Annotated in this window: 13 protein-coding genes; 6 read left to right on the top strand and 7 right to left on the bottom strand. The window is 48.4% G+C overall.

Annotated features, from left to right (window positions below; genetic code table 11):
• Positions 1 to 6: 6 nt before the first annotated feature.
• The 3 genes from PCH05_RS04140 to PCH05_RS04130 form a co-directional block, all read right to left on the bottom strand.
• Complete coding sequence (locus PCH05_RS04140; RefSeq protein ID WP_127600966.1) at positions 7 to 1,854, bottom strand: DUF262 domain-containing protein; 1,848 nt, start codon at positions 1,852 to 1,854, stop codon at positions 7 to 9.
• A gap of 246 nt (positions 1,855 to 2,100) precedes the next feature.
• Positions 2,101 to 2,604 (bottom strand): VOC family protein, encoded by a 504-nt coding sequence (locus PCH05_RS04135; RefSeq protein WP_371860512.1) that lies wholly within the window; start codon positions 2,602 to 2,604, stop codon positions 2,101 to 2,103.
• Positions 2,605 to 2,606: 2 nt separating this feature from the next.
• A complete protein-coding gene (locus PCH05_RS04130; RefSeq protein WP_127600964.1) occupies positions 2,607 to 3,983 on the bottom strand; it encodes a helix-turn-helix domain-containing protein in 1,377 nt (458 codons plus the stop codon).
• Between the two features lie 199 nt (positions 3,984 to 4,182).
• Here PCH05_RS04130 and PCH05_RS04125 point away from each other — a divergent pair, with 199 nt between their 5' ends.
• The 5 genes from PCH05_RS04125 to PCH05_RS04110 all read left to right on the top strand — a co-directional run bounded on the left by PCH05_RS04125 (position 4,183) and on the right by PCH05_RS04110 (position 8,999).
• Positions 4,183 to 4,587 carry a hypothetical protein gene (locus PCH05_RS04125; RefSeq protein WP_127600962.1) on the top strand — a complete coding sequence of 135 codons (405 nt, stop codon included), beginning with the start codon at positions 4,183 to 4,185 and terminating at the stop codon, positions 4,585 to 4,587.
• On the top strand, positions 4,557 to 5,030 hold the full coding sequence (locus PCH05_RS04120) for a hypothetical protein (protein ID WP_127600960.1): 474 nt from the start codon (positions 4,557 to 4,559) through the stop codon (positions 5,028 to 5,030). The genes PCH05_RS04125 and PCH05_RS04120 overlap by 31 nt, the downstream gene beginning before the upstream one ends.
• A gap of 518 nt (positions 5,031 to 5,548) precedes the next feature.
• Positions 5,549 to 7,081 (top strand): AICE element replication initiation protein, encoded by a 1,533-nt coding sequence (locus PCH05_RS04115; RefSeq protein ID WP_127600958.1) that lies wholly within the window; start codon positions 5,549 to 5,551, stop codon positions 7,079 to 7,081.
• A gap of 108 nt (positions 7,082 to 7,189) precedes the next feature.
• Positions 7,190 to 7,312, top strand: coding sequence for a hypothetical protein (locus PCH05_RS27870; protein ID WP_281278739.1), 123 nt, complete (start codon positions 7,190 to 7,192; stop codon positions 7,310 to 7,312).
• A 19-nt stretch (positions 7,313 to 7,331) separates the two neighbouring features.
• A complete protein-coding gene (locus tag PCH05_RS04110) occupies positions 7,332 to 8,999 on the top strand; it encodes a recombinase family protein (RefSeq protein WP_127600956.1) in 1,668 nt (555 codons plus the stop codon).
• A 259-nt stretch (positions 9,000 to 9,258) separates the two neighbouring features.
• Here the strand turns inward: PCH05_RS04110 and rlmH are convergent, their stop codons facing one another.
• The 3 genes from rlmH to PCH05_RS04095 form a co-directional block, all read right to left on the bottom strand.
• Positions 9,259 to 9,738, bottom strand: a complete 480-nt coding sequence (rlmH, locus tag PCH05_RS04105) for a 23S rRNA (pseudouridine(1915)-N(3))-methyltransferase RlmH (RefSeq protein ID WP_127600953.1) — start codon at positions 9,736 to 9,738, stop codon at positions 9,259 to 9,261.
• Positions 9,739 to 9,905: 167 nt separating this feature from the next.
• The gene (locus PCH05_RS04100; protein ID WP_127600951.1) at positions 9,906 to 10,073 is read right to left on the bottom strand and encodes a CxxH/CxxC protein; all 168 of its coding nucleotides are present in this window, start codon (positions 10,071 to 10,073) and stop codon (positions 9,906 to 9,908) included.
• A 177-nt stretch (positions 10,074 to 10,250) separates the two neighbouring features.
• Positions 10,251 to 11,498: a S1C family serine protease gene (locus tag PCH05_RS04095; RefSeq protein ID WP_127600949.1), complete on the bottom strand. Its 1,248-nt coding sequence runs from the start codon at positions 11,496 to 11,498 to the stop codon at positions 10,251 to 10,253.
• A 724-nt stretch (positions 11,499 to 12,222) separates the two neighbouring features.
• Between PCH05_RS04095 and PCH05_RS04090 the strand changes: the two genes are divergently transcribed.
• On the top strand, positions 12,223 to 12,429 hold the full coding sequence (locus PCH05_RS04090) for a hypothetical protein (RefSeq protein ID WP_127600947.1): 207 nt from the start codon (positions 12,223 to 12,225) through the stop codon (positions 12,427 to 12,429).
• On the opposite strand, the gene PCH05_RS04085 is transcribed toward PCH05_RS04090, so the two are convergent.
• Positions 12,398 to 13,204 carry an MBL fold metallo-hydrolase gene (locus PCH05_RS04085; RefSeq protein ID WP_127600945.1) on the bottom strand — a complete coding sequence of 269 codons (807 nt, stop codon included), beginning with the start codon at positions 13,202 to 13,204 and terminating at the stop codon, positions 12,398 to 12,400. The genes PCH05_RS04090 and PCH05_RS04085 overlap by 32 nt on opposite strands.
• Positions 13,205 to 13,209: the final 5 nt, after the last annotated feature.

Raw genomic sequence — 13,209 nt, 5'->3', positions numbered from 1 at the left:
CTTTCTTTATATCCAAATTAATTTAATCATATTGAAAAGTAGCCTATGTCGCTCTTCGAGCTCATCAGCACCAAATATATCCATAGGTCGGAACTGTAGCTTGTATGTGTTCATCATATGATCAAAGTCCTTCTTGGCTTTATAACTATCCTGTCGCAACGTTTCATTCCAATAAAGCGAGTTAGCATATGTTTTCAATTTCTTGGCGTACGCCTCGTTATTGCTGGAAATGTTATCTTTACCTTTAAGAAGGAGAAGGCCGCCTAGTCGATTACGCTCACGTTCAAATCGTTCTCGGTCATTGCCGAAGGCTTGTAGATTCTCCGAATTTTCCGCCAAAATATGCTCTATATGAAATCCGGAAACGCTGCCTGTTTTCTGCACTAGGTCGGTAATCGAATGCTTCATATTCATCTTAGTACCAGAAGCTAAAAATTCCTCAATACGCGCAAAGAAATACCTCTTAAACCTTTTATTCAACTCATAGCCCGTATCTCTGAATAGAGGATACGAAACTGGTTCCGTAACTGGAGTCCCCCGTACCTCGGAGATCATAGCAAGTAGAGAAGCCTCAAAAACTGCTTCAATTTCTGCTGGTGTCTTTTCTCGTATCTGACTACAGATCTTATAAATCATTTCATTGAAATCGTTGCTGTCGTAACTTCTTTGTAATTGAAGCAGCGTAAATAGCCGATCTACGTGATATGAAACCAATTTAATTTTTTCGTCTTCCAATTGATCCCGCAATGAGCATGCCGACAGGATCAGCAAAAACTGACTATCCATCTCAATCAGCTTATTATAGTACACATGCGGATAATTACTATCCAAATCCTTCTGATACTTGAGAATCTTCAAGTAGAGGTCGCTATAGTATTTGAATTCATTATTCAGAAAATGTTTGACCGCGTTCGGATTATGCTGCAACCCAAGCGAATGATTTACCTCGGACATAAATATCGTTCGGTGGTATGCCGCCTGATCAAATTTCTTTGAATCTCCTACTGTATTCGCAAATTTGGCGCGCAAGTAATAAATGAAGAATTCATCGATTTCATCCTCTGCATATTCATTCATTAAATGAACCTTCGTATCCCAAAGCTCGTTAAACCCGAAGTGATCCATTTCATCCTTGTCGATCTGCCCTAACAGCTTCCCCTTAAGAATCTCATATGGCTTAAGCTTCACGCCACGATCATTGATCACCTCAAAAATCATTGGCACATCTGTTTGCTCTACGTTAAGATTAATTAACACCAAGCGCTTTAGGAAGAAAAATACGAAGCTCTCAAACCGATGCTTATCGTTCCCTATTTCTTTCTTCATATATCCTGAAATCGTCTTGAAATTATCGACCATATTTACTGCAGTTATACCGGTCGACACATCTATCTTATCGATCTCTTCCCCCTTGTATAAACCTTCGACGGCTTTCTTATGCTGCTCGTGATTCATCCAGAAATCCTTTTGGAATCCAGAAAACCCCACTATGCGACTTGAAATCCAATCAATTAAATCTGATTGTAGGTCTTTCGCTAATTGATAAAGCTTAATCAGAATAAGTGTTAGGGTAGTTAGTCGTTGCTGTCCATCTACGATGAACACCTTACCATCTACTAAATTCGTCACATAAGTATTCAGATAATACCAAGAGTACTTCTCAATTAACTTATCAAGTTGAATGTCACTGCTTTTATGAATCGTATATTCAAGATTAAACTTGTACATTATGTCATCTAGGAGTCTAATGACAGGTTCACTTGTCCATTTGTATTGCCGCTGATAAAAATCAATATAGTAGGTTGTTCCCGAGAATAACTTATCAATATTTTGCTTGTCCGGAGTTACGTCCATCCTTTATAGCCTCCATTTAAAATACTCTATACCAATTATAAAATAATGGGCCTATATATTTCATTCAACAAAAGATAATATGTTCCTGCAAGCCCATTAAGCTCAGTGAGAGTTTAATATCAAAAATTTCGCCCTACTTGTGGTACGGTTCTCCGCGCTGTCTGTAACGGCAAGTTTTTAGGCCATCCCACAAAGGATGGCCTTTTCTTAGAGAATGATTTGGTTCAATCGTGCTTGAGATCTTCTCTATTCCCGACATATCATCAATTTGTTTCCGTCTGGATCTTTCACAACGAACCAATGATCGTGTTCAATTTCTGTAACGAGTTCCACACCAATCTTCTTCATATAATCAAGTGAACTTCTTAGATCTTCTGTCATTAACATAAAGGCAGGAGTTTCGATAGACGGAGCTCCTCCCGGTTGGTCACCTCCCCACTTTGGCATCGTATCAAGAATAATCCCGGTTCCTTCCATTGGCAAAGGACATAAGTGACCATTTATGATATTGCAGTCATCTTCATTAAGTCCTAAAACCTGACAATACCAACTGCGTGACTTCTCAATATTCCTAACGGGGACAAAAATGCTTCCGACTTTGTTTTTGACCGGGCTGGCCTGCGAATTGCTTTCTTTGGCTTGATGTTGTTCGTTCATCATTCTACCTCCATGAATCATTTTTAGAGTTTTCGGAATTACTACGGGTCTGTAACCTTCTGGTAAGTTTTTGCGTGCAGGTACTTCGCTCATGATCAATCCCCCTGCTTCAGATTTCGTAAAACGATGGGCACACAGCATTTTACGCTCACTAATTTTTCAAGAGATCCAGCCTCCCACTCCTCCACGCTTTCATCAAGAATGTAGTGAGTAAACCAAGACCGTTCTTCATCCGCCTCATACTCATAAGATGTACCCAGCCAACGGTAAATCCGTTCAAGGACTCCATCCATTGAACCTAAGGATCTGGTTGTTAAGCAAGCATACAAACCGCCTTCCATATACGTCACTCGGTGTTCTTCCTCACGGGAGGGGACAAAACCTTCCAGTAGAGTGATACAAATTTCATACATACTGCTGTCATCAGACGGACTGCCGTAGCTACTACTCATGAATACCTTAAGGCGATTATCTCCTATGAAGCCATTACGTGTTAACCATTTAATAGCGGCCTCGTCGGCCCTTGACACGCAGTTGACACCTTCCGCTCGAAATCTCATCACCCTCAGAGGTTTCAGCACCAAAATTTCAATAGTTTCCTTCTCTTGAGAGCGCCTAACGGGAAGATAAAGCTTCAATCGAGATATTCGACCGTTAAATTGTTGGTATTCCTCGAGAAAACCATGACCCCCGAGTTCAAAAGTACTCAAAGGCAGCCACTCAGACAGTAGTCGGTTCCAAGCATTCACGATTTTGGGACTGGAATCCATCGGTGTCCAAGTAATAGCATATGTACCGCCTGAAAGTTCAATAGGTTGCAAATCCGTATGCTCTACAAACCTCACCTTTTTCTCTGGGCTAACGGCCATCATTTGATAACCGAATGATGGCTTACTCCCTTCCAAATCGACATTCCACCCAAACAACCTCATTTGACTTGAGTCGATATTACTCTCGGAAAGAATAGATTGAAACTGAATGTAAGCCTCTTCTTCAAGTCTTTCCTCCCGATCGGCAACATGAAGATAACCTATTCCTTTTTGGGGAGAAAGACTAATAACCTTCACATCCGGGTAACGTTCGGAAATCTCCCGTTCCTCTAAATAAGAAAATCGTTCATGAAGGCGAATCCGTTCGAAGCTGTAAATGACTTCTGCTTTTCGATAAAGTCCAGGGGTCAACCCTGTGTTTCGCTTGAATGTCTTGATAAAAGTTTGATTCGTATCAAACCCGCAGCGAAATCCTATCTCAATCGACGGTAGGTTAGTTTGTCGCAAGAGACACGCTGCCTCACTAGTCCTTCGTTTGCGAATATATTCTTTTATAGGGTGACCCGTCATTGCATAAAACAAGCGATATAAGTTCGGTACCGACATCGCAGCCGCCCTGCTGATTTCCTCTAACGAAAGTTGCTCGGCAAGTTGTTCCTCTACATAATCAATAGCACTCTGGACATTCTCAACCGTATGCATAAAGCCCCCTTTCAACACACAATCATTTTCACTGGTTACAACCTGCCGTTGAATTTATCATAGCAAATTGTTCCATAGAAGGAGTCTCTATTCTTATCAAAAATCGATTCAAATTAATTCTCAGATATATATCATATTCGTGACTCATAGCAAGACCCCTTTTCGAGGGGGCATTTTCATTTTCAGGAGGGATGTAAGAATGAGGATCATCAAGACACAGCAGGACTTCGACGTGTTGCGCCGTGTAAAAGCACTTCCTGCGGTACTCCTCGATCAGGTCGAGGACTACTTCCAGCAGCTAAGGGACGAGCAGGTAGACGAACTTGAAAGCGAGTTTTGCTTGGGCATGAGAGGCTACATCGTCGTTCTCGAAGCTGGAGACAACGTCCGAGACCTCGGTAACGTCGGGCTGAGCCGCGAAAGAGGCGGAATGCTGGGAAGTTGTCCCGAGTACGTCGAACTGCTCGACGTAGGCGGAGGACTCCAAGCGTACAAAATCGCGGTACTGTACGACAACGACTACCTAATGACGTTCTTCACGCAAGCCGGAGCACACGACGAGGAGGTGGAACAATGGCTCAAAGACCAAGCGGAAGGAAGATGACGGCAAATGAGCTGGTCCTCCAGAAGCTGAAAATGACGTTCGATCGGCGCGAAGCTGTCGCCGACAACATCAACTGGACGAACGTTTGGGTCATGCTCGTAGTGTCGGAACCCTTCTCTGACCTGCTTGTAGAGAACCTCTCGTACCCGCTGACTGAGCAAATGCCGACACATCGCGCCCGTGTTGTCCTGAGAACCACTGATGCCCAAACAGGTACCAACCCGTATGTTGACGGCTCCGACTTCTTCCTCGCAGTCGATGAGAAGCAACAGACGGCGGACTTTGTTTGGGAAGACGAAAGTTTCGGGGAGGCCCCTCTTTTTCACGGCGGAGACGTAGCCAGCTCCGTCCGCTGGGTGAAAGAACTGGGCGAGCCTTTCCATTGTCAGTACAGTGACCCCTTTCTCCCAACAGAGACGGGAGACACCACTGACCAAGAATAGCGAAAAAAGCGTAAGTTCCGCTTTGCCGCTTTGGGCGCAACTGACGCTTTTGTTGCCGCCCCCATCTGCCTGGTGCAATCCCAGGCTCTTTTTTTCTGCGAAAACTCCCCAATTACAAACAGATATTATTATTTAGCATATAGTATTGATGCCTAATCGATAGGCAATCTTGCCGGATCATAGGGATCGCAAATTAAATATTCGAATCACCGAAATTCGGCGAATTCAGCCAAATATTCTTCTGTAGTGGCTTTTAGTTAAAATAGCTCCCACTTCGTTTTTCTCGTCGGACCTTTCCGCGAGCGACCCCTCCCGGATAGCCTTCAGCGTCATTTTTCGCCTCCATTTTTCTACCCAACCACCGGAGTGATAGCCAAAGGAAAACCCTGTAGAATCTATACCTGTAAGCAGTTGCTCAGCGGACAGGCGCCGTCCGCAAGTGACAATAACAACCTGAATGCCTCTGCAGCCCGGTCGACTAGGCAACTTCGGGAACATACCAAGGAGGGCATTCTAAAATGGATACGAATCAAAACGCACTTCGCAAAAAGATGACCGCAACACCTGCAACGCAAGCAGCAAAGGTAGGCCCGCATCAAACACTACTTCGTTTGGGGAAAGAAGGAAACAAATTCTTCTCCAGCCCTAACCACGAGCCCTACGTCTGCTTGAATTTCGAACAGTCGAGCAAAGCAATGAAGATCAAGCACAAGAACTTCAAAGGCCTGCTGACCAAGCTATTCTTTGAGGAAACAGGTGAAGCACCTACTCCGGACGCGTTAAACCAAGCCCTCAACCAGTTCGATGCCATTGCAACATTTTCCGGGGGCACTCACCCCGTCGAGTTGCGTGTCGGAGAACACGAGGAGAACTTCTACTACGATCTGAGTAGGAACGGCAAGGATTCCGTCGTAGAGATCGGAAAAGACGGTTGGCGTCTAACATCAGGCAGTCCGGTGTACTTCTTGGGGACACCAAACATGAAGCCCCAGGTCGTACCGAATGAAACCGGAGGAAACCTGTGGCGACTTCTCAAACACATTCGTTTCAAGAGTAACAGCGACAAGTTGCTGTACCTTGTATATATTGTCTCCTGCTTCGTGTTCGACATCCCTCACCCCATTCTCATTCTTTGGGGAGAAAAAGGAGCGGCAAAATCGACATCGTCGAGAATCACCCGCGCAATCGTCGATCCGGCGCAACGTGACATGACTTCGTTGCCAACGGGACTACATGACCTGGGGCTTTCGCTCCAAAACAATTATATGCCCGTTTACGATAACTTGTCCTCCATCACGCCGAAGATCAGTGACCTGCTCTGCACGGCTGCGACGGGAGGAGGATTCTCCACAAGAAAATTCTTTACCGATGACGAGGAGACAATTCTCTCGTTCAAACGGTGCGTCGTCTTGAACGGCATCAACGTCGTCGCATCGAAAGCGGACCTACTCGATCGCTGCATCATGCTTGAGCTAGATCGCATCGACGAAGGAGAGCGCAAAGAGGAACGCGTAATTGTCCAAGAGTTCGAGCGAGACATGCCAATCATTTTAGGCGGCATCTTCGACACCCTGAGCAAAGCCATGGCCATCTACCCGAACGTACAGCTTCGTGCGCTCCCTCGGATGGCGGACTTCGCAAAGTGGGGATACGCCATAGCAGAGGCGATCAAAGAAGGGTACGGAGAAGCCTTCCTGAAAGCGTACAAGCGGAACCGAAATCGTGCGAGCGAAGAAGCAGTCTCCGCCCATCCAGTCGCGTCGGCAATCATCGCGCTGATGAAAACGACAACGCTATGGGAAGGTCCTGTGGCAGAACTGCTCAATGTGCTTGAAAACATAGCAATTCGGGAACGGATCGACACCAGAACGAAAGAGTGGCCGCGAGCCCCTCACGCTCTTAGCAGAAGAATCAACGAGGTCATGTCCAACCTGAAGTCGTGCGGCATTGACGTCGTGATTCGGCACGGTGGAACACACAAGATCGCAACGATTCAAATGTCACCAGCGCGAAGCGGACAAGCGAATCGAAAAAAGAAGAAAGCCGCCTAGAAGAAAATAGCGTCAGTTGCGGCAGAAGCGCTCTTGTCACCACTGACACGACTGACGCTATTTTTCCCGCGTCTTTCACTACAATCCATACCCGAAAGGAGCTTTGACATGGAAAGTGATACAAATTCATACCAGCAATTGGTCGATCTCCTTGCTGGAATGATTAGTGAATGCCTGAAAGAGCAGAACAAAAAATCTGAATCTAAACTCACCTACAAAAAAACCGCTTAGAAAGGATGGATACACCTTGATGAAAAGAAATGACCTTTACGAAAACGATGTACAGTACGTCGGCATATACGCTCGCGTCAGTACCGAGGAACAGGCTGAACAAGGCTACAGCATCGAGGCTCAGATAACGACCCTTCGTAATCTTTGCAAAGCTGAACAGAAAATCGTCTTCAAGGAGTACGTCGACGCGGGCATCTCGGGAAAAACGATCGAGAAGCGTCCGGCAATGAAGCAACTGCTTCGTGACGTAGAGGAAGGCAAAATTCAAGAGGTACTTGTTTGGAAGCTGGACAGGATCAGCCGCAAGATGTCTGACTTGCTCCAAATCGTCGAGCACCTGAACCGCAACAACGTCAAGTTCCGCAGCTACTCGGAGAAAGACTTCGATACCGAGACAGCCTCCGGCAAACTCAACATCCAGATGCTTGGCGTAATCGCCGAATTCCAGCGGAATACCATCGTGGAAAACGTCAAGATGGGCATGAAACAGCGGGCTAGAAAGGGGAAATGGAACGGCGGTACGGTCCTCGGTTACGATGTAGTCGAGGTGGAAAGCGGACGCGGCAAGGACTCCATCCTGAAGATCAATCACATCGAAGCAGAGCTCGTACGGAAAATTTTCCGGATGTACGGTGGCGGACAAGGCTTGCGAAGCATTGCAAACCAACTGAACGCCGAAGGATTAAAGACCAAGCTAGGCAATGCCTTCAGTAGTGTTGCGGTCAAAACGATCATCAATAACCCTGTCTACATCGGCAAAATTCGCTACAACGTAAGGGAAAACTGGAATGAGAAACGGCGGAAAGGCACTAACAAAGACCCCATTGTCGTTGACGGTGAGCACGAACCGATCATTAGCCTGGAATTGTGGGAGGCTGTTCAGAAGTTCTACAAGAAGAAGGCCGTCTCCGCTCCTCGAAAATTCGACGGTATCTACCTTCTGACGGGGCTCATGAGATGCCCTCAGTGCGGAGCAACGCTTGTCGCCCATCGAATCAACGACACGCTAAAGAGTGGTGAGAAGGTCGTCCGAAGATACTACATTTGCAGCAACTTCCGCAACAAGGGGAGCCGAGTCTGTAACTCCAACTCGGTGAAGGCGGACTTCGCTGAACGCTACGTCATCGAACGGATCGCGGCGGTAGTACAAACGCCAAAACTGTTGGACGACATTGTCGTTAGCCTCAACAAGTCGCGGAGCAAGAGCGTTGCTCCGCTTCAAAAAGAGCTAGCTGCAATCAAGCGCGAGTTGAAAACGCTAGACTCCCAGAAGCAAAGGTATTTTGCCCTCTACGAAAGCGATACGATCGATAACGACATGCTGGTCGAGCGCATTAACGAATTGAAGTCGAAGTACGACGTGCTCGCAAACCGAAAGTCCGAAGCAGAACGCCAGTTGGACGAAAACCAAGCCGAGCCCATCCCGCTTCAGCTTGTACGCAAAGCGCTCAGCGACTTCAACGGGCTTCTTCAGACCTCTCCAGTCGAAACGCAGAAGACCCTGATACAGACCATAGTGAAGCAGATAGCCGTACAGCAAGGCCAAAAGCTTCGAGGCATTGAACTGGAATTCGACGAGACGCTCAGACAATGTCTGGTCGTCGCAGCCCCCTCCACCGACAAGGTGGACGGGGCTTTTTCTTTGTCCAGACGCAAGTACCCCTCACCCTTTACGATCGTGATCTAGGGCATCTCTCTTTCCGCTAAGCGAAAGTACCGTCAGAAGCGCATAAACTGCCAGCATCGACACTTCTGACACTTTTCTTTCCCAGCCTCGGAGACCCTCCCCCATCCACGAAGCCCTCTTCCTTCCGTGGGATGTGACGAGGATGTTCTACTCAAAAAACGATCGCCCTATGTACTTTTCTTGCGTTTCCTTGGCCCGAAACCTGCACACATATATACAAATCCATGCCCCGCAAGGAACTCCGCAAAAAAACTTGCCCTTATTTATGGTACGGTTCACCCCGATTGATCTTCACCGCACGATAAATCTGCTCGGTGAGCACCAGCCGCATCAGCTGGTGCGGCAGCGTCATGCGCCCGAAGCTTAAGCGTTGCTGGGCGCGGCGCAGCACGGCCTCGGAGAGCCCGTGGCTCCCTCCGATCACGAACACGACATGGCTCGTCCCGTACGTGCCGAGCTTGTCGAGTTCGGCGGCCAGCTCTTCCGAGCTCCACAGCTGGCCGCCGATGGCGAGCGCGATCACATGCGCGCTCTCCTTGACATGCGCGAGGATGCGTTCGCCCTCGCGCTCCTTCACGATCGACACCTCGGCTTCGCTCAAGGTGTCCGGGGCCTTCTCGTCCGCGACCTCGATCATCTGGAATTTGATGTACGGGGTCAGCCGCTTGGCGTATTCCTGGATGCCCTGCACCAAATACTTCTCCTTCAGCTTGCCGACGCCAATCAATTGAATCAACATGATATACCCTCCGTTTAAACCTCGTTATGTAATTTATTGTTCCCTCATGTCACTCTATTGTTTCAGCAGCCATGGAATCTACCCCAGCCTGCTGCGTGCCCTGCCTCCCAAACCAACTAAAAAGGAGCGTGCATCCACGCTCCTCCCTTACCCTATGCAGTTCGCGGTTATACCACCAAATACTTGCCGGCCTGCTCGCAGTGCGCGCACTGCACCGGCGGATCCCAATCGGAAAACTCCGTATCCTTCAGGTCCACCACGTCCGGAGCGTCCTCGTATTCGTCCACGAACGTATCAATGGCAAGCTCCAAATGTTCTTTGCATACTACGTACATAATGAAAGCATTCCCTTCTAGTGCTGCAACACGGTTGTCATAAGTCCATTCTGTGCAAAATGCGGATGTCTTACTCAAATTATAGCCCTTTTTCAGCAATTCGCACACTTGTTTTTTATGCAAGGAAAAATCCCGCCAATGCAGGATTTTCCCGTTCATTTCATGCCGTTCAGGCTTTTATTGATCCGGCTTCTCGGCCAGCTTCACGTTCGTCGTCTGCTCCTTGCCGTCGCGGTAGAACGTCACCTTCAGCGTGTCCCCGATTTTGACCTTATCGTACAGGAACTTTTTCATCTCCAGCGTTGTCTTGATCGGTTCATCGTTGAATTTGACGATCACGTCATTCAGCTTCAGCCCCGCTTCCTGCGCCGGGCCGATGGCATCCAGCACGACGACGCCGTCAGTCACGTCGCTTGGCAGCTTCAGTTCCTTGACCTGGTCATCATCCAATGGAGCATAAGGATTGCCCAAATCCATCGAATACACGCCAATATACGGACGGGCAATCTTGCCGTGAGCCATCAGCTCATCGACGGTCTTCATTACCTGATCCACCGGGATGGCAAAACCGAGTCCCTCCACGCCGGTATCCGCAATTTTCATCGTGTTGATGCCGATCACTTGGCCGTTCAGATCCACGAGTGCGCCGCCGCTGTTGCCTTCATTGATGGCCGCGTCGGTCTGAATGACCTCCTGCTCCCAGTCATACACCCCGTCCTGGTTGAGCGAAACCGGCACGATACGGTTCGTGTAGCTGACAATCCCTGAGGTCAGCGTGTCGCCGAGTCCCAGCGGATTGCCGATGGCAAACACTGTTTCCCCAAGGCGCAGCTTGTCGGAATCGCCCATTTCGGCGACTTCGTTGATGTTCTTATCGTTCACGGCCAGCACGGCGATATCGTTCACCTTGTCGGCGCCCACGAGCTTCGCTTTTTTCATTTCCCCGTTCACCGTGACCACTTCCAGCTCCTGAGAGCCTTCAATCACGTGATTGTTGGTGATCACAAAGGCCTGACCCTGGTCTTTTTTGAAAATAACGCCGGAGCCCAGAGCCGAATCCTCCAGATTGTTCTTATCCTTCTTGGCGTCCTTGTAATTAACAATGCTGACGACCGTCGGGCGCACCTTCGCCGCAGCCGTTACCAATCGATCATACGGGTCGACGGTGCTATCCAGCTGTTTGGAGTTCAAGGCACTGACCACAGCCGCCTCTTTCCCCGGGGAAGGCAAACCCGTAATCATGCTGAACAACAGAACGGCCACAAACGCGCTGATGACCGAACTGATCGTAGCGATCTGCAGCGTTGACAGCCCCCGGCTGCGCCTGGATCTCGGCCATGCTTCCTGTGCTCCGCGGGCTTTACCGAATCTGCGTCTGCGCTTCGTCACCTTGGTCGAATAGAAATCATCTTGAAACAGCCCCATGTGATCCTCTCCCCTTTGTTGTCACGCACCCAAAACAACCAGCCGTCTTGTGCCTCGAATACCTCACTTCGGTATGTAATCCTGTCCGGTCCTCTTCTGTATCGCAAAAAGCTTGCCCTCCGGCCTCATGGCGTTGATCCCGATGAAAAGCCGTCCAAGGGAAATGTCTTCCTTTTCCATACAATGGTTATACCTAAAGATTACCTTTTTGGCGCCGTTTTTTCTGTAGTGCAAAAGTCTTCATTTATATAAACTGCAGGAACCCTCTAAAGGTTGCGTTGGCATTCCCTTATTTTTAATCACCACAAAAAAGCCCCTCTTAAGCAGAAAAACCCATTTTTCTATATCACAATGAAAGAAAGAGTGAATATTTCGCCTGTATGATGCTATTTTCCAATTCACAGCATTTATTCTACTAAAAACAGGAATATTTCCAGCGGTCCGCGACTAGAATAATAGAAACCAAGACGCAAACAGCCGCCCGGCAAGAAAGTTCTTTTCACATTTTCCACCCATAATTTGGGGAAGGATGATGCCCCGGAGACCCGATGCCGCAAGGCATTTCAGGTTTAGCACCGGTACAGACCATTGTACCACAAGAAGGACTCTGTACCTAATGTATGTTAAAAGATTATGCTGGTGAGTTGTGGAATTTGACTACTTATTTTTGGAAATCATAATAGAAGGGCATATGCCTCAAAACAATGACAGGAGGTTGAATGATATGGAGCGATTTCCGTCCGGTATGGACTATGTGCAGATGATGGCCAAGCTTGGGGATTTGAAGGACGAGCATTACCGCAATACCCTTGCCCTCAGCACGATCATCGAGCTGCTCATCGACAAGGGTATCCTCACCCGGGAAGAAGTGGAGAGGAAGGCGGCCGAGCTCGACCAGTTTATGGTTCACTCACCTTATCCCACGGTGTAGGGCGGTCATAGTACGTATCGCATAATTTAAATTCGCTGTCTTTATAAAAGCAGCCGCGTTCCTCCATGCTGTCACGCACCGTCATTTTCGCCAGATCCATCATGTTATGGTCGCGACTGAGGTGGGCCAGATAGGTCCGCTTCAGATCACCGGTCAGCAGCTCGCTCAGTGCTGCTCCTGTGTCGATATTCGACAAGTGGCCCATATCGCCGAGAATGCGGCGCTTGATGTTCCACGGGTATCTGCCCATCCGCAGCAGCTCGATATCATGATTGGCTTCAAGCACCACCACGTTCGAGTCGCTGATCGCCTGCTTGACCTTATCGCTCATATAGCCGAGGTCGGTCGCGACGCTGAGCTTTTCGTTGCCGTCATAGAAACAGTAGCCCACCGGCTCTGCCGCATCATGCGAAATACCGAAGGATTCCACGCGCAGCGAGCCGAAGTCGCGCACTTCGCCGCTATCCATGACGATGCGGTTCTCTTCCGCAATTTTGCCGATGGACTTCTCCATCGCTTCCCACGTTTTCTCATTGGCATAGATCGGCAGATCGTATTTACGTGCAACGGCACCGAGACCCTTGATATGATCCGAATGCTCGTGCGTAACCAGAATGCCGTCTATTTCCTCGCCGGTTACTTCCCGCTCTTTCAGCAGCTCGTCAATCCGCTTGGCGCTGAGACCCGCGTCGATCATCAGTGTCGTTTCTTCGTTTCTGACGACGGTCGCATTCCCGGTCGAACCGCTGGACAGCACCGTAAAAGATATTCCCATTGCTC

This window comes from Paenibacillus chibensis (genome assembly GCF_004001045.1).
GTDB classification, from domain to species: domain Bacteria; phylum Bacillota; class Bacilli; order Paenibacillales; family Paenibacillaceae; genus Paenibacillus_AQ; species Paenibacillus_AQ chibensis.
Note: the sequence above shows the minus strand (reverse complement) of the source record. Positions and strands in the feature narration are given on the sequence as shown.

What these genes read in the sequence shown, in the direction of transcription:
- PCH05_RS04120 (WP_127600960.1), top strand. Translation starts at nt 4,557, where the DNA reads ATGGCTCAAAGACCAAGCGGAAGGAAGATGACGGCAAATGAGCTGGTC.
- PCH05_RS04100 (WP_127600951.1), bottom strand. Translation starts at nt 10,073, where the DNA reads ATGTACGTAGTATGCAAAGAACATTTGGAGCTTGCCATTGATACGTTC.
- PCH05_RS04095 (WP_127600949.1), bottom strand. Translation starts at nt 11,498, where the DNA reads ATGGGGCTGTTTCAAGATGATTTCTATTCGACCAAGGTGACGAAGCGC.
- PCH05_RS04115 (WP_127600958.1), top strand. Translation starts at nt 5,549, where the DNA reads ATGGATACGAATCAAAACGCACTTCGCAAAAAGATGACCGCAACACCT.
- rlmH (WP_127600953.1), bottom strand. Translation starts at nt 9,738, where the DNA reads ATGTTGATTCAATTGATTGGCGTCGGCAAGCTGAAGGAGAAGTATTTG.
- PCH05_RS04140 (WP_127600966.1), bottom strand. Translation starts at nt 1,854, where the DNA reads ATGGACGTAACTCCGGACAAGCAAAATATTGATAAGTTATTCTCGGGA.
- PCH05_RS27870 (WP_281278739.1), top strand. Translation starts at nt 7,190, where the DNA reads ATGGAAAGTGATACAAATTCATACCAGCAATTGGTCGATCTCCTTGCT.
- PCH05_RS04135 (WP_371860512.1), bottom strand. Translation starts at nt 2,604, where the DNA reads ATGAGCGAAGTACCTGCACGCAAAAACTTACCAGAAGGTTACAGACCC.
- PCH05_RS04125 (WP_127600962.1), top strand. Translation starts at nt 4,183, where the DNA reads ATGAGGATCATCAAGACACAGCAGGACTTCGACGTGTTGCGCCGTGTA.
- PCH05_RS04090 (WP_127600947.1), top strand. Translation starts at nt 12,223, where the DNA reads ATGGAGCGATTTCCGTCCGGTATGGACTATGTGCAGATGATGGCCAAG.
- PCH05_RS04110 (WP_127600956.1), top strand. Translation starts at nt 7,332, where the DNA reads ATGAAAAGAAATGACCTTTACGAAAACGATGTACAGTACGTCGGCATA.
- PCH05_RS04130 (WP_127600964.1), bottom strand. Translation starts at nt 3,983, where the DNA reads ATGCATACGGTTGAGAATGTCCAGAGTGCTATTGATTATGTAGAGGAA.
- PCH05_RS04085 (WP_127600945.1), bottom strand. Translation starts at nt 13,204, where the DNA reads ATGGGAATATCTTTTACGGTGCTGTCCAGCGGTTCGACCGGGAATGCG.